The organism is Cryptosporangium phraense (assembly GCF_006912135.1).
Classification (GTDB): Bacteria; Actinomycetota; Actinomycetes; order Mycobacteriales; family Cryptosporangiaceae; genus Cryptosporangium; species Cryptosporangium phraense.
Genome location: NZ_VIRS01000019.1, coordinates 77512 through 96877, shown reverse-complemented (window position 1 = coordinate 96877; position 19366 = coordinate 77512). Strand labels below are relative to the sequence as shown.

Sequence of the window (19366 nt, the reverse complement as noted above, 5' to 3'; positions counted from 1 at the left end):
CACCATAGTGGATGGTGCCCGGGCGGCCTCACGGGCTATTCGTCGTCGTCTTCGTCGCTGCGGGCGATGAACGTGGCCAGGCGCTCGATCGGGATCTCGAAATCGGGGTTGAGATCGACGAACGTGCGCAGCTGATCGGCGAGCCAGCCGAGCGTCACGGTCTCCTCCCCGCGACGCTCGACCAGCTCCTCGATGCCCTTGTCGGTGAAGTACATCAGGCGCCGCTCGGCAGAGCGGCCTCGATCAGCGCCTTCTGCTCCTGCTCGTGCACCTTGGCCGACCCGACGGCCGGCGACGCCGCCGCCTTGCGGGAGACCCGGCGCAGCCGGACGCCCTCGAGCTGCTCGAGCAGGTTCAGCGCGACGAAGCTCCAGGCGCCCTGGTTCGCGGCCTCCTCCTGCACCCAGACGTGGTCCTCGGCGTTCGGGTAACGGCCGAGAACCTCGCGCGCCTCGGTGACCGGCAGCGGGTAGAGCTGCTCGAGCCGGACGATCGCGACGTCGTCGAGCTTGCGCTGCGCCCGGGCCGCGGCCAGGTCGTAGTAGAGCTTGCCCGAGCAGAGCAGGACCCGCTTGACCTTGGCCGGGTCGGGCTTGACGCCGTCGATGCCCGGGTCGTCGATGACCGGCTGGAACTTGCTGCCCTCGGTGAACTCCTCCAGCGACGACACGGCGGCCCGGTGCCGGAGCAGCGACTTCGGCGTGAACGCGACCAGCGGACGGTGGATGCCCGACAGCGCCTGGCGACGCAGCAGGTGGAACCAGTTCGCCGGCGTCGTGCAGTCGACGACCGTCATGTTGTCTTCCGCGCACATCTGCAGGAAGCGCTCGATGCGGCCGGACGAGTGGTCGGGGCCCTGACCCTCCTGGCCGTGCGGCAGCAGCAGGCCGACGCCGGAGCGCTGGCCCCACTTCGCCTCACCGGACGAGACGAACTCGTCGATCACGGTCTGGGCGCCGTTCACGAAGTCGCCGAACTGCGCCTCCCAGAGCACCAGCGCGTCCGGCATGGCCAGTGAGTAGCCGTACTCGAAGCCCATCGCCGCGTACTCGCTGAGCAGCGAGTCGTGGACGAAGAACCGGCCGGTGCCCTGGTTGTTGCGGGCGCCGAGCAGGTCGAGCGGCGTGAACTCCGACCCGTTCTCCTTGTCGATCAGCACCGAGTGGCGCTGGACGAACGTCCCGCGGCGGGAGTCCTGCCCGGCCAGCCGGACGATCTTGCCCTCGGCGACCAGCGTGCCGAGCGCGAGGATCTCGCCGAACGCCCAGTCGACGTTGCCCTCGTAGGCCATCTTCCGGCGCTTCTCCATCAGCGGCTTGACCCGCGGGTGGGGGTGGAAGCCCTCCGGGTAGTCCACGTGCGCGTCGCCGACCCGGTGCAGCAGGTCGAGCGACACCGCGGTCTCGACGACCTGCGAGGACGGGTTCGACTGCAGCGTCGGCTCGCGCCGGGACGTCTGGGTCGAGTCCTTCGTCGCGCGGAAGACCTGCTCGAGCTTGCCCTGGAAGTCCTTGAGGGCTTCCTCGGCCTCGTCGACCGTGATGTCGCCGCGGCCGATCAGCGCCTCGGTGTAGAGCTTCCGGACGCTCCGCTTGTTGTCGATGATCGCGTACATCTCCGGGTTGCTCATCGAAGGGTCGTCGCCCTCGTTGTGCCCCCGGCGGCGGTAGCAGACCAGGTCGATGACGACGTCCTTGTGGAACGCCTGGCGGTAGTCGAACGCGAGCCGGGCCACCCGGATGCAGGCCTCGGGGTCGTCGCCGTTCACGTGGAAGATCGGCGCCTGGATCATCCGGGCCACGTCGGTCGAGTAGAAGCTCGACCGCGAGTACGCCGGTGCGGTGGTGAAGCCGACCTGGTTGTTGACGACGACGTGCACGGTGCCGCCGGTGCGGTACCCACGCAGCTGGGAGAGGTTCAGCGTCTCGGCGACCACGCCCTGACCGGCGAACGCGGCGTCGCCGTGCAGCAGGACCGGCAGCACGGTGAAGCCCTCGAGGCCCTTGTCGAGCACGTCCTGCTTGGCCCGGACGATGCCCTCGAGCACCGGGTTGACCGCCTCCAGGTGCGAGGGGTTGCTGGTCAGCGACACCTTGATCGTGTGTTGGCCGTCCGGCGTCGTGTACTTCGACTCCGCGCCGAGGTGGTACTTCACGTCGCCCGAGCCCTGGGTGGACTCCGGGTCCATGTTGCCCTCGAACTCGTTGAACACCTTCTCGTACGGCTTGCCGACGATGTTCGTGAGCACGTTCAGGCGTCCGCGGTGGGCCATGCCGATGACCAGCTCGTCCAGGTCGTCCTCGGCCGACGCCTGCAGCACCTCGTCGAGCAGCGGGATGACCGCCTCGGCGCCCTCCAGCGAGAACCGCTTCTGGCCGACGAACTTCGTCTGCAGGAACGTCTCGAAGGCCTCGGCCTCGTTCAGCTTCGACAGGATGCGCTTCTGCGTCTCGGTGTCGGGCTTGGCGTGCTTCACCTCGACGCGCTTGGCGATCCAGGCCCGCTCGGCCGGGTCCTGGATGTGCATGTACTCGACGCCGATGCGGCGGCAGTACGAGTCGCGCAGCACGCCGAGGATCTCGCGCAGCTTCATCGTCCGGTTGCCGGCGAAACCGCCGACCGGGAACGACCGGTCGAGGTCCCAGAGCGTCAGGCCGTGCTCGAGAATGTCGAGGTCGGCGTGGCGGCGCTGGCGGTACTCGAGCGGGTCGGTGTCGGCCATCAGGTGGCCGCGGACCCGGTAGGAGTGGATCAGCTCGAGGATGCGCGAGGTCTTGTCGATCTCGCCCTCGTGCACGGTCGTGACGTCGCGGACCCAGCGCACCGGCTCGTACGGGATGCGCAGCGACGCGAAGATCTCGTCGTAGAACCCGTCCGAGCCCAGCAGCAGCTGGTGCATCCGCTTGAGGAACTCGCCCGACTGCGCACCCTGGATGATGCGGTGGTCGTACGTGCTGGTCAGCGTGATGACCTTGCTGATCGCGTTGTTGGCCAGCTGCTCCTCGGAGAGCCCGGAGAACTCGGCCGGGTACTCCATCGCGCCGACGCCGATGATCGCGCCCTGGCCCTTGGTGAGCCGGGGCATCGAGTGGACGGTGCCGATGCCGCCGGGGTTCGTCAGGCTGATCGTGGTGCCGGCGAAGTCGTCGGTGGTGAGCTTGCCGTTCCGGGCCCGGCGGACGATGTCCTCATAGGCCTGCCAGAACTGCTGGAAGTCGAGCGTCTCGCACTTCTTGATGCTGGCGACGACGAGCGACCGGCTGCCGTCCTTCTGCTGCAGGTCGATGGCCAGGCCGAGGTTGATGTGGTCGGGGATGACCAGCGCGGGCTTGCCGTCGACCTCGGTGTAGGAGTTGTTCATCTCCGGGTGGTCGATCGCGGCCTTGACCTGGGCCCACCCGATCAGGTGGGTGAAGCTGACCTTCCCGCCGCGCGAGCGCGCCAGGTTCGAGTTGATCACGATGCGGTTGTCGGCCAGCAGCTTGGCCGGGACCGCCCGCACGCTGGTGGCGGTCGGGACCTCGAGCGAGGCCTCCATGTTCTGCACGATCCGAGCCGCGGCGCCGCGGATCGTCCTCGTCTCCGGACCGGTCTTCTCGGCCGGAGCCTCGGCCGGCTTCGCCGACGCCTCGGCCTTCGCCGCCGGGGCCGGCTTGGCCGGCGCGGGTTTCACCGGCGCGGCCGTCGCACCCTTCGGCGGCGCGGGCTTCGCGACCGGGGTCGGGACGACGCCGGCCGACGGCCCGGGCTTGGGGCCGGGCTTGGGCGGAGCCGGCTTCGGGGCCGTCTTGTTCGCGAGCTCAGCAGGCGTGGGCACCGAGCCGTTCGACGACGACGTCGAGCCTCCGGCGCGACCGTCGGCGCGGTCCTTGGTCGGCGCGGACGCGGCGGCGCCGTTCCCGGACGGACCGCTCGTCGGACCGGCGCCACCGGTCGGCTTGTAGTCGGCGAAAAACTCGTGCCAGGCCGGATCGACGCTGGCCGGGTCGGCGAGGTACTGCTGGTAGATCTCCTCGACCACCCATTCGTTGGCCCCGAAGGCCGCCAGGGAGTCCTCGGTCTGTGGGCTGGTGCTGCTCTGCGTCGACACGGCCGCGTGTTCGCCTTCTTCTCAGCTACTCGTGCGTACGGTTCGTAATTGTGCGGCCCTAGCCGCAACTGCCCAGGCTACGCCGAGAGCAAGTTCAGTGCCGAGCGCCCAGCACGCGTTACGGACCTCGAGTGCACTATGACACTCGATTCCCGCTACGTTCCGGAACCCTTATCGGTTCAGCTCACGTCGCGCGCCGCGGTGACCAGCGTTCCGTACGCGGTCGTCAGAATTCCGTAGGCCAGCAGCACCAGCGCGGCCACCCACCAGTGCGGGACGCCGTCGGCCGGAACCAGCGACGTCATCGCCCGGGACGCCCCACCCGGCAGGTAGTACTGCAGATCGGAGATCCAGTCGCGTTCGAACGCGGAGGCGAGCTGCGAGAACACCAGCTGCCCGCCGAGTTCTCCGAGGTAGAGCACGATCGCGACGACGACCGCGGCCACCTGGTTGCGCAGCAGCGTCCCCAGCCCGACGCCGAAGATCACCCAGACGAAGTAGGCCAGCGCGTTGAGCGCGACCGCCCCCAGTCCGGTGCCCAGCCCGGCCCGGAGCGGGACGTCGAGCGAGACCAGGATCGCGCTGCCCGCGCCCACCGCCAGCACCGTGCTGATCGCGAAGAACAGAAATGCGCAGAACAGCCCGGCGGCGATTTTCGCCAGCACCACCCGGCTGCGTTTCGGCGTGGCGAGGAATGTCGCGGTGATCGTCTGGTGCGAATATTCGCTGGTCACGATCGTGACGCCGAAGATCATCGTCAGGAGCAGGCCGAAATACTGCCCGGACGTGAACACCGTTTCGGCGAGATCGGGCGCGCTGCCTTCCCGATCCGTGCCCGGCCCGATCTGCGACTGCAGGATCAAATACCAGAACAACAGCGCCACGACGGTCACCAGCAGCGTGCCCAGGGCGGTCGTCCAGCCGATCGAGAGCGACCGGATCTTCAACAGCTCCGACCGGATCGTGTTCATCGGACGCCCGCCTGGCTGCCGGTGAGGGCCAGGAACAGGTCCTGCAGGTCGGACTGGACCGGCGTCAGCTCGTGCAGCTCGACGCCGACGGCCAGCGCGATGCGTCCGATGTCGGCGGCCGGCATCCGCTCGACCAGCACGACCCCCGGCTCCGGGCCGGGCCGCACCGTGACCCCCGGCAACGCCTGCACCAGCCGGTCCGGGCTCGGCGTCCGGACCCGGACGGCCGACTGGGCCTGCGCCTTCAGGTCGGACACCCGCCCCTGCCGCACGCTCCGGCCGGCCGCGATGATGACGACGTCGTCGACGGTCTGCTCGACCTCGCTGAGCAGGTGCGACGAGACGAGCACGGTCTTGCCCGCGGCGGCCAGCGAGCGCAGCAGCTCCCGGAGCCAGTGGATGCCGGCCGGGTCGAGGCCGTTCGCCGGCTCGTCGAGGATCAGTACCTGCGGGTCGCCGAGCAGCGCCTGGGCCAGCCCGAGCCGCTGACGCATGCCCATCGAGTAGCCGCCGACCCGCCGTCCGGCCGCCGGCGTCATGCCGACGAGTTCCAGCACCTCGTCGGCGCGCCGGGCCGGGAGGCCGGCGGCCGCACAGAGGATCCGCAGGTGGGCGCGGCCGGTGCGGCGCTTGTGGAAGCCAGAGGCCTCGAGCGCGGCGCCCACTACGGCGAGGGGCCGGGGCAGGTCGGCGTAGCGGAGGCCGCCGATCGTCGCGCTGCCCGCGGTGGGCGCGACCAGCCCGAGAAGCATCCGGAGGGTCGTGGTCTTGCCGGCGCCGTTCGGCCCGAGGAATCCGGTGACCGTGCCTGGCTCGACCGTGAACGAGAGGTCGTCGACGGCCCGGATCGCGCCGAACTGCTTGGTGAGCCCACTGACGACGATCCGACCGGTCACCGATCGGCCACCCGGATCACGAACTTCAGCCCCGACCAGGTCGCGTCGATCGCGCAGACCTTCGTGTCGACCCGCCCGTGGGTCAGCCCGTACTCGCGGACGGCGTTCTCCCCGAACTCCCGGCGCCCCTTCGGCCAGGCGACCCAGAGCGCTCCCGCGCTCGTCGTCCGCGGGTGCACGACCGGCCAGCGCGCCTGCAGCGCGTCCGCGTCCGGACAGAAGACCAGGGCGACGTCGTAGGGCTCGCCGTCGGCGGGCCCGCGGTCGACGCTGACGTCGTCCGGAAGGGGCTCCAGCGCGAACGACGGAGGTGCGCCGTCGAGCAGGACACGGTGGCCGGATTTCACCCCCAGCTTGCGAGGCAACGGCGTGCCACTGTAGCCCGAGTAGCCGGAGGTCACGCGGACACGCTAGTGGGCCGACGTCCTGTGACGGAAGAACACTTCTGTTTCCAGCGCATTTCTGTGCTCAGCCGGGCAGAAGCGGACTCCTCAGAAGTAGCTCAGATATGCGGCCTCCCGGACTGCCGACGCGGATGCTCTTCGCCAACGGAGAACACGGGACCTGATGGGCTGGGAGGTCACCATGATCCGCTCGGAGGTGGACGCGCTGCGCGCAGCGATGGTCCGCGCACCGCTCGATCCCGCGTGGGCGCCGTTCGAGGCGGCCATGCTGGTTCGTTCGGCCGCGCGGCCCGGAGTGTGCCGTTCGCCCAGTACCCGACCCACCGTCCACCACAACCGGCCGGAGCGGGTCGCGCCCGAGCCGGGGCTGCTCGCCGAGTTCGACACCGACGCCGCCGCCCGCCGGCTGGTCGCCGCGCTGAGCGCGATCGCGCCGCTGGCCGCGGTCGAGTCGGGGTACCAGGGCGGGCGTCACCGCTACGAGATCCACCGGGTCACGGTTCCCCGCGAATCCGGCGGCCAGGTGCAGGAGGTGCTGGCCCGATCGGCGTCGGCCGGGGCCACCGCGCTGCGCTCGGTCGGGCCGGCGGTCGGGCCGGGACGGCGCCGGCGGGAGCTCGTCGTCGCGGCGGCGGCCTGGCGGGCCGCGCTGCTGGCCGTGGGGCCCGGGCGCGGTGGGCCGGACGGGCTCGCGGTGCGCGTCGGCGACCCGTGGTCGGCCACGACGCTGGTGCGCGCGGCCGACCTGCTGCAGGTGCCGGTCCGGGCGGTGCGCCGGCCGGGCGGCCAGCTGCTGACCGTGGACGGGCGGGCCGCGCTGACCGCGCTGGCCCAGATCGTGACCAGCGGAGTGCCGGCCGGCACGCTGGCCGCCGCGGTCTGACCGGACGATTCGAGTGACCGGCTCCACGGGGGGAGCCGGTCACTTGTGTTAAGCCGGTCACTCGAAAAGATTAGTAGGCGTCAAGCAACTAATCTGGGAACCATGCCACCTCGCTCGACCACGCCCGAAGCGTCCACCGCCCGGCGCTTCGACCGCGACCACCCGCGCTACAAGTGGATCGCGCTCTCCAACACCACCGTCGGCATGCTGCTGGCCACGGTGAACTCGTCGATCGTGCTGATCTCGCTGCCGGCGATCTTCCGTGGGATCGAGCTCAACCCGCTGGACCAGAACAACGTCAGCTACCTGCTGTGGATGATCATGGGCTTCCTGCTCGTGTCCGCGGTGCTGGTCGTGACGTTCGGCCGGCTCGGCGACATGTACGGCCGGGTGAAGCTCTACAACCTGGGCTTCGTCGTCTTCACGGTCTCGTCGATCGCGCTCTCGCTCGACCCGGCGATGGGCGGGGCCGGTGCGCTCTGGCTGATCGGCTGGCGGGTCGTCCAGGGTGTCGGCGGCGCGATGATCATGGCGAACTCGACCGCGATCCTCACCGACGCGTTCCCGGGCAACCAGCGGGGCATGGCGCTGGGCATCAACCAGGTGGCGGCGATCGCCGGGTCGTTCATCGGCCTGGTGCTCGGTGGCCTGCTCTCCGAGTGGCACTGGCGAGCGGTGTTCTGGGTCAGCGTCCCGCTCGGGATCATCGGCACGATCTGGTCGTACCGGTCGCTGCACGAGCTCTCGAAGCGCGAGACCGACCCGGTGGACTGGTTGGGCAACATCACGTTCGGCGTCGGGCTGGGCGTGCTGCTGGCCGCGATCACGTACGGCATCCAGCCCTACGGCGACCACTCGACCGGCTGGACGAACCCGTGGGTGCTGGCCGGGCTGATCGGCGGCGTCGTGTTGCTGGCGGCGTTCGTGGTGATCGAGACCCGGGTGAAGTACCCGATGTTCCACGTCGGGCTGTTCCGCAACAAGGTGTTCGCGGCCGGGAACTTCGCCGGGCTGCTGTCGGCGATCGGCCGCGGCGGCATGCAGTTCATGCTGATCATCTGGCTGCAGGGCATCTGGCTCCCGCGACACGGCTACGCCTACGAGTCGACGCCGCTGTGGGCCGGTATCTACCTGCTGCCGGTGACGATCGGCTTCCTGGTGGCCGGGCCGGTCTCGGGCTGGCTGTCCGACCGGTACGGCTCGAAGCAGTTCGCGGTGGGCGGGCTGCTGATCGTCGCGGCCTCGTTCGTGGGGCTGCTGCTGATCCCCGTTAACTTCCCGTACTGGCTGTTCGCGCTGCTGACGTTCGCCAACGGCGTCGGGTCGGGGCTGTTCAGCTCACCGAACACCGCGGCGGTGATGGGGGCGGTGCCGGCCGATCAGCGCGGGGTCGCGTCCGGGATGCGGGGCATGTTCCTCAACGCCGGCTCGGCGCTGTCGATCGGCGTGTTCTTCTCGCTGATGATCGCCGGGCTCTCGTCGCACCTGCCGCAGACGCTCGACCAGGGGCTGCAGTCGCAGGGCGTCTCGCCGGAGATCGCCGGGCAGGTCGCCCAGCTGCCGCCGGTCGGGACGCTGTTCGCCGCGTTCCTCGGGTTCAACCCGCTGGCCTCGCTGCTCGGCCCGACCGGTGCGCTCGACCAGATCCCGGCGGCCAACGCGGCCACGCTGACCGGCAAGGAGTACTTCCCGGCGCTGATCTCCGAGCCGTTCCACAACGGGTTGGTCGTCGTGTTCGTGACCGCGGCCGTCATGATGGTGGTGGCGGCGCTCGCGTCGCTGGTCGGCGGAAGCACCGGCTCCCGCCGCGAAGCCGCGGCCGCGGCCGCGGCCGCTCCGGCCGCGACGGCTGACGACCGCGAGGTCGCCGACGAACTCGAAGCCGATGTGGAGGGCGCCGTGCCGCTGACCCCGGTGGTCCCCGAGGAAGAGACGGCAGCGGCCGGAGTGTCGCGCCCGGACGGCACGTCGTGACCGCCGTCGAGGTCCAGGACCAGGTCACGATGCGGCTGCCGAGTGCGCTGGCGCGGCTGTCGCGCGCGCTGCGCCGGACCGAGCCGAGCGAGCTCGGGCCCGGGTCGGTCGCGGCGCTCGGCACCGTGCGCCGGGAGGGGCCGATTCGCCCCGGCGACCTGGCGATCCGCGAGGGAGTCACCCCGTCGACGATGACCCGGATCGTCGCGCTGCTGGAGAACAACGGCTACCTGGCCCGGGAGAGCGACCCGGCCGACCGTCGGGCCTACCTGGTGCGGATCACCGACGAGGGCGAGGAGTTCCTGACCCGGCTGGCCGGCGTCCGCGCGAAGGCCCTGCAGGCGCAGCTGGACCTGCTGACCCCGGAGGAGCGGGCCGCGATCGACGCGGCCCTGCCGGTGCTGGAGACCCTCGCCGCGCGGCTCTGCACCACCTGACTTCCGCCGTCCCGACAGCGCCCCGGCCCTCGGCCGGGGCGCTGTCGTTCGTGTGCGGCACGCCATGTTGTCGGTCGATCGTCTACGTGGTGTAGTCATAAGTAAGACGTCTACGACGTGTAGACACCTCCCTCGACGGGGACGACATGGATCAGCTGGACCTCGCGCGCTGGCAGTTCGGGATCACGACCGTCTACCACTACGTCTTCGTGCCGATGTCGATCGGGCTCTCGTTCCTGGTCGCGATCCTGGAGACCGCGTACGTCCGCACCGGTAGGGACCCTTACCGGCGGGCGGCCAAGTTCTGGGGCAAGCTCCTGCTGATCAACTTCGCGATCGGGATCGCGACCGGGCTGGTGCAGGAGTTCCAGTTCGGCATGGCCTGGAGCGACTACTCGCGCTACGTCGGCGACATCTTCGGCGCGCCGCTGGCCATCGAGGCCCTGCTCGCGTTCTTCCTCGAGTCGACGTTCCTCGGGCTGTGGATCTTCGGCTGGGACAAGCTGCCGAAGTGGGCGCACGCGGCCTGCATGTGGGTGGTGTCGATCGGGACGATGCTCTCCGCCTACTTCATCCTGGCCGCGAACTCGTGGATGCAGCACCCGGTCGGGTACCGGATCGACGGGGGACGGGCCGAGCTCACCGACTTCGGCGCGGTCCTCACGAACTCGACCCTCCTCTCCGCCTTCCCACACGTGCTGTTCGCCTGCTTCATGACCGGGTCGGCGCTGCTGATCGGGGTCTCGGCCTGGCACCTCGCGCGCGGGCGGCACCTCGACGTCATGCGGCCGTCGCTGCGGCTGGCGTCCTGGGTGATGCTGTTCGCCGCGGTCGGCGTCGCGATCAGCGGCGACATGCAGGCCCGGATCATGACCCAGCAGCAGCCGATGAAGATGGCGGCGGCCGAGGCGCTGTACGACACGGTCGCGCCGGCGTCGTTCTCGGTGTTCACGATCGGGTCGCTGAACGGGGACGACGAGATCTTCAGCATCCGGATCCCGCGGGTCCTGTCGTTCCTGGCCACCGGCACGTTCGACGGTGAGGTCGAGGGGATCAACGACGTCCAGCGGGCCGAGCAGGCTCGCTACGGCGAGGGCGACTACCGCCCGATCGTCCCGGTCACCTACTGGACGTTCCGGCTGATGATCGGCGTCGGCATGGCGGCGGCCGCGGTCGCGGCCGGCCTGCTGGCGCTCTCCGGCGCGCCCGGCCGGTGGCTGGGGCGGCTGCGTCGCCGGGGCGGTGGCGCGACCGTACCCCGCTGGGTGTGGCGGGCCGCCGTGTGGGTGATCCCGCTGCCGATCCTGGCCAACTCGTTCGGGTGGATCTTCACCGAGATGGGCCGTCAGCCCTGGGTGGTCTACGGCATGCTCCGCACCGCCGACGGCGTCTCGCCGAGCATGTCCACCGGTACCGTCGCGATCTCTCTGACCGTGTTCACGCTGCTCTACGCGGTCCTCTTCGTCGTCGAGACCCGGCTCCTGCTGACCTACGCCAAGGCCGGGCCCGAGGCGCCTGCGGCGCCGGTCGAAGAGTCGGAGTCCGACGCCGAGCGCCAGCTCGCCTTCGCCTACTAGGGGGACGTCATGGAGCTCACCACCGTCTGGTTCGTCGTGCTGGCGTTCCTCTGGACGGGCTACTTCTTCCTGGAGGGGTTCGATTTCGGGGTCGGCACGCTGCTGCCGGTACTGGGCCGGGACGACACCGAGCGCCGGGTGCTGATCAACACGATCGGCCCGGTGTGGGACGGCAACGAGGTCTGGGTGGTCGCGGCGGTCGGGGCGACGTTCGCCGCGTTCCCGGAGTGGTATGCGACGCTGCTGTCGGCCTTCTACCTGCCGATGGTGCTGCTGCTGGTGGCGCTGATCCTGCGGGCGCTCGCGTTCGAGTACCGCGGCAAGCGCACCGACCCGGGCTGGCAGCGTCGCTGGGACCGGTGCATCGTGTTCGGCTCGGTCGTTCCGGCGTTCGTCTGGGGGTTCGTGTTCGGGAACCTGCTCGGCGGGCTCCCGATCGACGCCGACGGCGAGTTCACCGGGTCGGTGTTCGGCCTGTTCACGGTGGCCGGGCTGCTCGGGGGCCTGACCACGCTGACGCTGTCGGTGCTGCACGGGGCCGCGTTCGTCGCGCTGAAGACGCACGGGGAGATCCGGGAGCGGGCCCGGGCGCTGGCCGGCCGGGTGCTGGTCGTCGCGGTGGTCGTCGTCGTGGGCGCGTTGCTGTTCGCCCCGCACGGGGACGCGGTGACGGAGGGTACCGCGGGTGGATCGGTGGTCGCGCTGGTGGCGGCCGGGATGGCCAACGCGCGGGGGCGGGAGGGCTGGGCGTTCCTGGGTACCGGGGCGGCGATCGTGCTGGTGGCGGTCACGCTGTTCACGCTGTTGTTCCCGGCCGTCGTGCCGTCGACGCTGGCTTCCGCGAACAGCCTGACGACGACGAACGCGGCCGCGACGCCGTACACGCTGCGGATTCTGTCGTGGGCCGCGCTGGCGTTCACGCCGCTGGTGCTGCTGTACCAGAGCTGGACGTACTGGGTGTTCCGGAAGCGGATCGGGGTGCGTGACATCCCGCCGTCGTCCGGCGCCGCTCTGGTCTCGCCGTGAGGCCGCTCGACCCGCGGCTGCTCCGGTACGCGAAGGCGACGCGCTGGTTCCTCGTCGCGAGCGTGGCGCTCGGGGTGACGTCGGCCGGGTTGTTGATCGCGCAGGCGACGCTGCTGGCCTCGGCCATCGCCGGGGTCGTCGCCGGAGGCGACTCGGTGCGGGCCGAGCTGGCCGGCCTGGCGGTGGTGACGGTCGTGCGCGCCGCCGTGGCCTGGGCGCAGGACGCGGCCGCGCACCGGACCGGTGCGGCCGTGGTCTCCACGCTGCGTCGCGCGCTCCTCGCGAAGGCGGTCGCGCTCGGTGGGGGAGCGCCGGGCGCGGGCGCCGGCGGGGGCGCAGGGGACCTGGGGACGCTGGCTGGGCGGGGGGTCGATGCGCTGACCGGGTACTTCGCCCGGTACCTGCCGCAGCTGGTGCTGGCGGTCGTGGTGCCGGTGCTGGTCGGGGCCCGGCTGCTGGCGGCCGACTGGCTGACCGCGGTGGTGCTCGCGGTGACCGTTCCGCTGATCCCGATCTTCATGGCCCTGGTCGGTTGGTACACCCAGGGCCGCACGAAGCGGCAGTGGGACGCGCTGTCCCGGCTGTCCGGGCACTTCCTCGACGTCGTGGCCGGGCTGCCGACGCTGATCGTGTTCGGGCGGGCGAAAGCGCAGGTCGCGACCGTCCGCCGGATCACCGACGACTACCGGCGCACGACGATGGGCGTGTTGCGGGCCGCGTTCCTGTCGTCGCTGGTGCTGGAGCTGCTGGCCACGCTCTCGGTCGCGCTGGTCGCCGTGTCGGTGGGGCTGCGGCTGGTCGACGGCTCGCTGACGCTGGAGACCGCGCTGCTGGTGCTGATCCTCGCGCCCGAGGTGTACCTGCCGCTGCGCCAGGTCGGCGCCCAGTTCCACGCCAGCACCGAGGGCCTGGAGGCGGCGAACGCGGTGTTCGCGGTGCTCGAGACGCCGGTGCCCACGGCCGGGACGCGGACGTCGGTACCGGACGGCGCGCTGGTGCTGGACGACGTCACCGTGCGATATCCGGGCCGTACCGAGCCGGCCCTCGACGGCGCGTCGCTCGTCGTCCGGAAAGGGACCGTCACCGCGTTGATCGGGCCCAGCGGGACCGGGAAGTCGACGGTGCTGGCCGTGCTGCTCGGGTTCGTGCGGCCGGAGGCCGGACGCGTGCGGATCGGCGACGTGGACCTGTCCGACCTGGAGCCGGAGGCCTGGCGCGCGCGGGTGGCGTGGGTGCCGCAGCGGCCGACGCTGGTGGCCGGGACGATCGCGGCGAACATCCGGCTGGGACGGCCCGGCGCGTCCGACGAGGACGTGGCCCGGGCCGCGACCGCGGCCGATCTGGACGGGGTGCTGGCCGCGCGCCCGTCCGGGCTGCAGACCGTGCTCGGGGAGGACGGGTCCGGGCTGTCGGCGGGGGAGCGGCAGCGGGTCGGGCTGGCCCGGGCGTTCCTGCGGGACGCCGCCGTCGTGCTGCTGGACGAGCCGACCGCGAACCTGGACGGGGAGTCCGAGGAGCGGGTGCTGGCCGCGTTGCGGCGGCTGGTCGAGGGCCGGACCGCGGTGATCGTCGCGCATCGACCGGCGCTGCTGACGCTGGCCGATCACGTGGTGCGGATGGGCGGTGTGCGTGTTCTCTAGGTTGTGGGCCGCGGGAGCTCTGGGGGCCGGGGCGCTGGGGTGCGGGGTCGCGCTGCTGGCGACCTCGGGGTGGCTGATCAGCCGGGCGTCGGAGCAGCCGCCGGTGCTGGAGCTGGCGGTCGCGGTGACCGCGGTGCGGGCGTTCGGGCTCGGGCGCGGGGTGCTGCGGTACGCGGAACGGCTGGTCGGGCACGACGCGACGTTCCGGATTCTGGCCTCGTTGCGGTCGCGGGTGTACGCGCGGCTGGAGAGCGTCGGGCCGGCCGGGCTGACGTTCTTCCGGCGAGGGGATCTGCTGGCCCGGTTCGTGGACGACGTGGACCAGGTGCAGGACCGGTACCTGCGGGTGCGGTTGCCGGTGTTCGTCGGGGCCGTGGTCGGGGCGTTGGCGGTGCTCGGGACCGGGGTGCTGCTGCCGGTGGCCGGGGTCGCGCTGGCGGTGGCGTTGCTGGTCGGCGGGGTGCTGGTGCCGTGGGTGTCGGTGCTGACCGCGGCTCGGGCCGAGCGGGAGACGGTAGGGGACCGGGCCGCGCTGACGACGTCGGTCGTGGAGTTGGTGCAGGGGCTGCCGGAGTGGGTCGCGTACGGGTCGGGGGCCGAGCGGCTGGAGGTCGTGTCGGCGATCGATCGGCGGTTGGCGCGGGCGCGGGCCCGGTCGGCGGTCGGGGCCGGAGTGGGAGCGGGGTTGACCGCGCTGGCGACCGGCGGGGCGGTGATCGCGGCTCTGGCCGCGGGGGCGTCCGCGGTTCGGGGTGGGTCGTTGTCGCCGGTGCTGCTGGCCGTCGTGGTGCTGTTGCCGCTGGCCGCGTTCGAGGCCGTGTCGGGGCTGCCGGCGGCGGCGCTGGCGGCCGCCCGGGTGCGCGTCTCGGAGTCGCGCCTGCGCGAGGTCTTCGACACCGAGCCGCCGACCGCGCCGCCGCCGGCGGGCGGCTCGGCGGCGGTGGCCGAGGTGTTCCCGGTCGAGCTGGCCGGCGTCTCGGCGGGGTGGCCTCGGGCCGGGATGAACGCGCTGGAGGGGATCGATCTGCGGTTGGAGCGGGGGCGGCGGGTGGCCGTGGTGGGGGCGTCGGGGGCGGGGAAGAGCACGTTGGCGGCGGTGCTCGTGCGGTTCCTGGACCCGTCGGCCGGGACGTTCACGCTGGCCGGGGTGCCGGTCCGGGCGTTCGACCCGGACGACGTCCGTCGGCACATCGGGTGGTGCGCGCAGGACGCGCACCTGTTCGACACGACGATCCGGGAGAACCTGATGGTCGCCGACCCGGCCGCGAGCGTGGACGAGCTGTGGGCGGCGCTGCGCTCGGCCCGGCTCGACGACTGGGTGCGGACGCTGCCCGACGGGCTCGACGCCCGGGTCGGCGCGCGGGTCTCCGGCGGCCAGCGTCAGCGGCTGGCGCTGGCCCGGATGGTGCTCGCGGACTTCCCGGTCGTCGTCTGGGACGAACCGGGCGCCGGCCTCGACCCGGCCACCGCCGACGCGCTGACCGCGGACCTGCTGGCGACCGGGCGCGCGTCCGTGCTGATCACCCACCGGCTCGCCGGGTGCGAAGAGGTGGACGAGATTCTCGTGCTGGACGGGGGACGAGTGGTCCAGCGCGGAACGCACGACGCCCTGCTGTCCGTTGACGGTCCGTACCGTACGGCGTGGGAGCGCGAGCTTCTGGCCGGGGCAGCCGTCGAACCCGAGCGAGTGGGAGACTGACAACCGTGTCCGGAGAACGCAACCTCCATCTCGTCGGCGGCTCGGGCGAGCCCGAGCCGGGCGACCCGGGTGCGACGGAGACGTCGCTGACCGCCCGCACGTCGGTCCGCTCGAAGGCCTCGATCGGCTCGGCCGGCAGCATCTTCTCGTTCGGCAGCGCGGGCTCGATCGCCAGCGTCGGCTCGGCCGGCAGCATCGCCTCGATCGGGTCGGCGGGCAGCATCGCGTCGATCGGCAGCCTGGGCTCGATCGCCAGCATCGGCTCGGCCTGGAGCATCGCGTCGGTCGGCTCGTTCGGGTCGATCGCCTCGAAGGGCGGCTTCGGGACGGTCTTCGGGCTCCCCGTCGCCGACTGGTGGCTCAACTGGTACGGCCGCCCGAAGAAGCGGAAGAAGCACTAGCTTCGGCCTCGAGCCGTCGGCACTGCTCGAGGGCCAGCGCGCCTCCGGTGCGCTCGGCCAGCGCCCGGGCCGACGCCAGCGCGTCCCGGGCGGCGGTGACGTTCCCGGCCAGCAGGTGCAGGCGGGCCAGCGCGAGGTCGATCGGGCCGAGCGCGCCGACCTGGCCGATGTTCGCGATCCTGCCGGCCAGCGGCGTCAGCCGGTCGAGCAGCGCCGGTACGTGCCGGGCCAGGCCGGCGTCCACGGCCAGGTGCCCCAGCAGCGTCAGCTTGCTGTGCGTCGTCCAGGTGCGGGTGTTGCGGCCGAGCGCGGACGCGATCAGCTCGTCCAGCTCGTCGACCCGGCCGTTCGCCGCGGCCACCGCGGCCCGGGTGAAGTCGAGGACGTCCGGGTTCGCCTCGGTGTCCTCGGTCCACTCCTCCGGCGGTGACGCTTCGGCCAGCCGCCCCTGCGCGAACAGCACCGACAGCTGGGACAGGTACTGCGCCCCGCCGATGTACAGCTCGGTCTGCCGGTGCAACTGGTACGCGTGGTCGTAGATCGAGCGGGCCGTGGTCAGGTCGCCCCGCCAGGCCGCCATCGTCCCCTCGGCCCAGCGGAACTGCACCCGGCTGACCGGCAGCCGCAGCAGGTCGCTGCCCTGGGAGCCGACGCGGTGGTGCTCCTCGGCCGCGTCCAGGTTCCCGCGCAGGAATTCGACGAGCCAGAGCATGCCGTGCCGGAGGACGTCGTCCACCGGGGCCTGCGTGTGCGGCAGGTCGGCGAGCCGGTCCAGCACTCCGATCGACTCCTCGGCCCGGGCGCCGATCGACGAGATCACCAGCCCGCGGGCCAGCAGGGCGTCGGCCAGCGCGTCCGGGTCGCCGGTGCGTTCGGCCAGCTCCAGCGCCCGGGTGCTGAGCAGGTCGGGCACCGAGAAGTCCGGGTCGTAGAAGCTGCCCACGGCCAGCGCCGACAGCACCTGGACGTGCGCGACCGGGTCGTCGGCCAACCGGCGCTCCACCCCGGCCAGCCGGGACAGCAGCGGGCCCGGATCGGCGCCGTACGTCGCCCAGGGCCAGGACCCGGTGGTCCGGAGCAGGGTGCCGGCCAGCCGTCCGGCCGAGCGGGTGCGGCCCTCGCGGACGGCGTCGAGCAGGGCTTCGTCGACCACGTCGAGGACGGTCTGGCCGCGGCCGGCCCGGGCCAGCGCGGTGACCCGGGCGATCACCAGGTCGTCCCGGGTCTCCTCCGTGCGGGCCTCGGCCGGTAGCCCGGCGAACGCGGTGAGCGCCGCGCCCCACCATTGCGCGGCCGAGTCCGACTGCCAGCGCTGTTCGGCGTCGAGAGCGGCCGCTCGGCAGGCGTCGAACGCGTCGGTGACGTCGACCATCGGGACCGCGGCCACCAGGTGCGCGGCCCGGCGGACCAGGCGTTCGGTCGGCCCGCCGGGGCCGAGAGCGGCGGCCGCGCGGGCGTGCAGCCGCTGGAGGCGGACCGGGGACAGGCCGGCCAGCACCTCGTCGCGGAGCAGGCCGTGCGCGAACGCGTAGCTCCCGGACGACGGGACGATGATCCGCTCGTCGGCGGCCTCGTCCAGACGGTCGGCCAGGTCGTCGGCGTCGAGGCGGGTCACCGCCCGGAGCAGGCCGAGGTCGAGCGGATCGCCGACGACGGCGGCAGCGCGGAGCACCTCGACCACCGACGGGTCGAGGCCGGCCAGCCGCCGTCCGAGCACCGACCGGACCGCGAGCGGCAGCTCACCGGTCGCGCGCTCCTCGCGCGGGAGCCGCGCGTACTCGCTGACGAAGAACGGGTTGCCGCCGGTGCGGTCGGTCAGTTCGCGGGCCTCGCGACCGGCCACGGTCTCGCCGCTGACGGTGCTGACCAGCTCGGCGACCTCGTCCGGGCCCAGCGGCGGCACCGGGAGCCGGCGGGCGCCGGTGCGCCGGGCGGCCGCGGCCAGCAGCCGGGGGAGGTCGGCGTTCCCGGCCGCCGAGTCCCGCACCGTGACGACGACCGCCAGCCGGTGCGGGTCCGGCGTGGACGCGAGGTGGGTCAGGAATCGCAGCGACGTGGCGTCCGCCCATTGGACGTCGTCGATGAACGCGAGTACCGGGGCGGCGGCGGTCGCATCGACGAGCAGGGTCTGAATTCGTTCGTAGACCGCGTAGCGGGCGGCGTCCGCGTCGACGTCGGGCGGGAGCGCGAGGACGGTGTCCGGGTCGGCGCCGAGGCTGCGGAGCAGCTGGCGGATCGGCCACCACGGCGGGACGCCGTCGTCGTCGGGGCAGGAGGCCCGGGTGACCGGGCCGTTCCAGCGCGCGACCGCCTCCTCGGCGAGGCGGGTCTTGCCGATCCCGGCCGGTCCGGTGATCAGCAACCAGCGGCCGGCACCCGCGCGGAGGTCGGTCAGCAGGGCGTCGACCTCGGAGAGCTCGCGGGTGCGTCCGACGATGGGTTCGCCGGTGACGACCGCGGCCGGTCGATCGCTGCTGGAGGCGATCGGGGGGACGAGGCCGGGAGTGGCGGGGGCTCGGTTCGGTTCGGCGGGCCAGGCGAGGAGGTCGGGGTCCTGGCGGAGGATCGCGGCCTGGAGGTCGCGGAGGGTGGGGCCGGGGTCCAGGCCGAGCTCGGTGTCGAGCACCCGGAAGTGCTCGCGGAGGACGTCAAGGGCCTCGCTGGTGCGGCCGGCCCGGTACCGCGTCACGGCCGCGAGCCAGCAGGCCCGCTCGCGCAGGGGCTGGGCCTCGTGGAGCTCGCGGGCCAGGGTCAGCGCGGCCGTGCCCCGGCCGGCCCCCAGTAACGCGGTGACCAGGTCCTCGGTGCACTCGGTGCGACGCTCGTCGAGCGCGGTCGCGGCCTGGCGCACCCACTGCTCGTCCTCGAGCTCGGCGAGCACCTCACCGCGCCAGCGCCCCAGGGCCCGCTCGGCCGCCTCGGCGGCGGCGGTCCACTCGCCGGCCCGGACGAACGCCTGGGCGGCGTCGGCGTCGGCCCGGAAGAGCGTGAGGTCGATCTGGTCGGGGTGGACGTCGAGCAGGTAGCCGGGGACGCGCCGGACGATCGGGGAGGTGACCGCGTTGCCGTCGCGGAGGATCCGGCGCAGGTTCGAGATGTAGGCCTGCAGGCTGGCGACCGCGCTCGGCGGGTGGTCGTCGCCCCAGACCGCGTCGAGCAGGCGGTCGGCCGAGACGACGCGACCGGCGTCGAGCAAGAGCATGGCCAGGACCGTGCGTTGCTTGGGGGCGCCGAGGTCGAGGGCGGTGCCGTTGCGGTCGACTTCGAGCGGACCCAGGACGCGGTACTCCACGGGCTCGATCATCACCCGGACGTTCGCGTCGTACCGAGGGCAAGTCGGGAATCTGTCGGCACGTCGGAGGTCCCTC

General features: G+C 72.3%; 12 protein-coding genes and 1 pseudogene. 7 read left to right on the top strand and 6 right to left on the bottom strand.

What is annotated here, in order from left to right:
• Positions 1 to 35: 35 nt before the first annotated feature.
• The 5 genes from FL583_RS25330 to FL583_RS25310 all read right to left on the bottom strand — a co-directional run bounded on the left by FL583_RS25330 (position 36) and on the right by FL583_RS25310 (position 6358).
• Entirely contained in the window at positions 36 to 215 is a 180-nt protein-coding gene (locus FL583_RS25330) for a DUF6104 family protein (protein WP_142707318.1), read from the bottom strand.
• The gene (locus FL583_RS25325; RefSeq protein ID WP_142707317.1) at positions 215 to 4090 is read right to left on the bottom strand and encodes a multifunctional oxoglutarate decarboxylase/oxoglutarate dehydrogenase thiamine pyrophosphate-binding subunit/dihydrolipoyllysine-residue succinyltransferase subunit; all 3876 of its coding nucleotides are present in this window, start codon (positions 4088 to 4090) and stop codon (positions 215 to 217) included. Before FL583_RS25325 ends, FL583_RS25330 begins: the two co-directional genes overlap by 1 nt.
• 179 nt (positions 4091 to 4269) lie before the next feature.
• Positions 4270 to 5061, bottom strand: coding sequence for an ABC transporter permease (locus tag FL583_RS25320; RefSeq protein WP_142707316.1), 792 nt, complete (start codon positions 5059 to 5061; stop codon positions 4270 to 4272).
• Positions 5058 to 5957 (bottom strand): ABC transporter ATP-binding protein, encoded by a 900-nt coding sequence (locus FL583_RS25315; protein ID WP_142707315.1) that lies wholly within the window; start codon positions 5955 to 5957, stop codon positions 5058 to 5060. Before FL583_RS25315 ends, FL583_RS25320 begins: the two co-directional genes overlap by 4 nt.
• Positions 5954 to 6358, bottom strand: a complete 405-nt coding sequence (locus tag FL583_RS25310) for a DUF3052 domain-containing protein (RefSeq protein WP_142707314.1) — start codon at positions 6356 to 6358, stop codon at positions 5954 to 5956. Before FL583_RS25310 ends, FL583_RS25315 begins: the two co-directional genes overlap by 4 nt.
• A gap of 184 nt (positions 6359 to 6542) precedes the next feature.
• Between FL583_RS25310 and FL583_RS25305 the strand changes: the two genes are divergently transcribed.
• From FL583_RS25305 to FL583_RS41120, 7 genes and pseudogenes are all read left to right on the top strand, one after another.
• A complete protein-coding gene (locus tag FL583_RS25305; protein WP_142707313.1) occupies positions 6543 to 7244 on the top strand; it encodes a hypothetical protein in 702 nt (233 codons plus the stop codon).
• 102 nt (positions 7245 to 7346) lie between these two features.
• Positions 7347 to 9218, top strand: a complete 1872-nt coding sequence (locus FL583_RS25300; RefSeq protein WP_142707312.1) for an MFS transporter — start codon at positions 7347 to 7349, stop codon at positions 9216 to 9218.
• Positions 9215 to 9655 (top strand): MarR family winged helix-turn-helix transcriptional regulator, encoded by a 441-nt coding sequence (locus FL583_RS25295; protein ID WP_142707311.1) that lies wholly within the window; start codon positions 9215 to 9217, stop codon positions 9653 to 9655. The genes FL583_RS25300 and FL583_RS25295 overlap by 4 nt, the downstream gene beginning before the upstream one ends.
• A 146-nt stretch (positions 9656 to 9801) precedes the next feature.
• Positions 9802 to 11232: a cytochrome ubiquinol oxidase subunit I gene (locus FL583_RS25290; protein WP_142707310.1), complete on the top strand. Its 1431-nt coding sequence runs from the start codon at positions 9802 to 9804 to the stop codon at positions 11230 to 11232.
• A 9-nt stretch (positions 11233 to 11241) separates the two neighbouring features.
• A complete protein-coding gene (gene cydB / locus FL583_RS25285; RefSeq protein WP_142707309.1) occupies positions 11242 to 12258 on the top strand; it encodes a cytochrome d ubiquinol oxidase subunit II in 1017 nt (338 codons plus the stop codon).
• Positions 12255 to 15597 (top strand): annotated as a pseudogene (gene cydD, locus FL583_RS43095) (thiol reductant ABC exporter subunit CydD). Before cydB ends, cydD begins: the two are co-directional and overlap by 4 nt.
• A 5-nt stretch (positions 15598 to 15602) precedes the next feature.
• A complete protein-coding gene (locus FL583_RS41120; protein WP_205752437.1) occupies positions 15603 to 15998 on the top strand; it encodes a hypothetical protein in 396 nt (131 codons plus the stop codon).
• On the opposite strand, the gene FL583_RS25270 is transcribed toward FL583_RS41120, so the two are convergent.
• Positions 15958 to 19302 carry an ATP-binding protein gene (locus FL583_RS25270; RefSeq protein ID WP_142707308.1) on the bottom strand — a complete coding sequence of 1115 codons (3345 nt, stop codon included), beginning with the start codon at positions 19300 to 19302 and terminating at the stop codon, positions 15958 to 15960. The two genes, FL583_RS41120 and FL583_RS25270, sit on opposite strands and share 41 nt — an antisense overlap.
• Positions 19303 to 19366: the final 64 nt, after the last annotated feature.

What these genes read in the sequence shown, in the direction of transcription:
- FL583_RS25320 (WP_142707316.1), bottom strand. Translation starts at nt 5,061, where the DNA reads ATGAACACGATCCGGTCGGAGCTGTTGAAGATCCGGTCGCTCTCGATC.
- FL583_RS25270 (WP_142707308.1), bottom strand. Translation starts at nt 19,302, where the DNA reads ATGATCGAGCCCGTGGAGTACCGCGTCCTGGGTCCGCTCGAAGTCGAC.
- FL583_RS25290 (WP_142707310.1), top strand. Translation starts at nt 9,802, where the DNA reads ATGGATCAGCTGGACCTCGCGCGCTGGCAGTTCGGGATCACGACCGTC.
- FL583_RS25305 (WP_142707313.1), top strand. Translation starts at nt 6,543, where the DNA reads ATGATCCGCTCGGAGGTGGACGCGCTGCGCGCAGCGATGGTCCGCGCA.
- FL583_RS25330 (WP_142707318.1), bottom strand. Translation starts at nt 215, where the DNA reads ATGTACTTCACCGACAAGGGCATCGAGGAGCTGGTCGAGCGTCGCGGG.
- cydB (WP_142707309.1), top strand. Translation starts at nt 11,242, where the DNA reads ATGGAGCTCACCACCGTCTGGTTCGTCGTGCTGGCGTTCCTCTGGACG.
- FL583_RS25300 (WP_142707312.1), top strand. Translation starts at nt 7,347, where the DNA reads ATGCCACCTCGCTCGACCACGCCCGAAGCGTCCACCGCCCGGCGCTTC.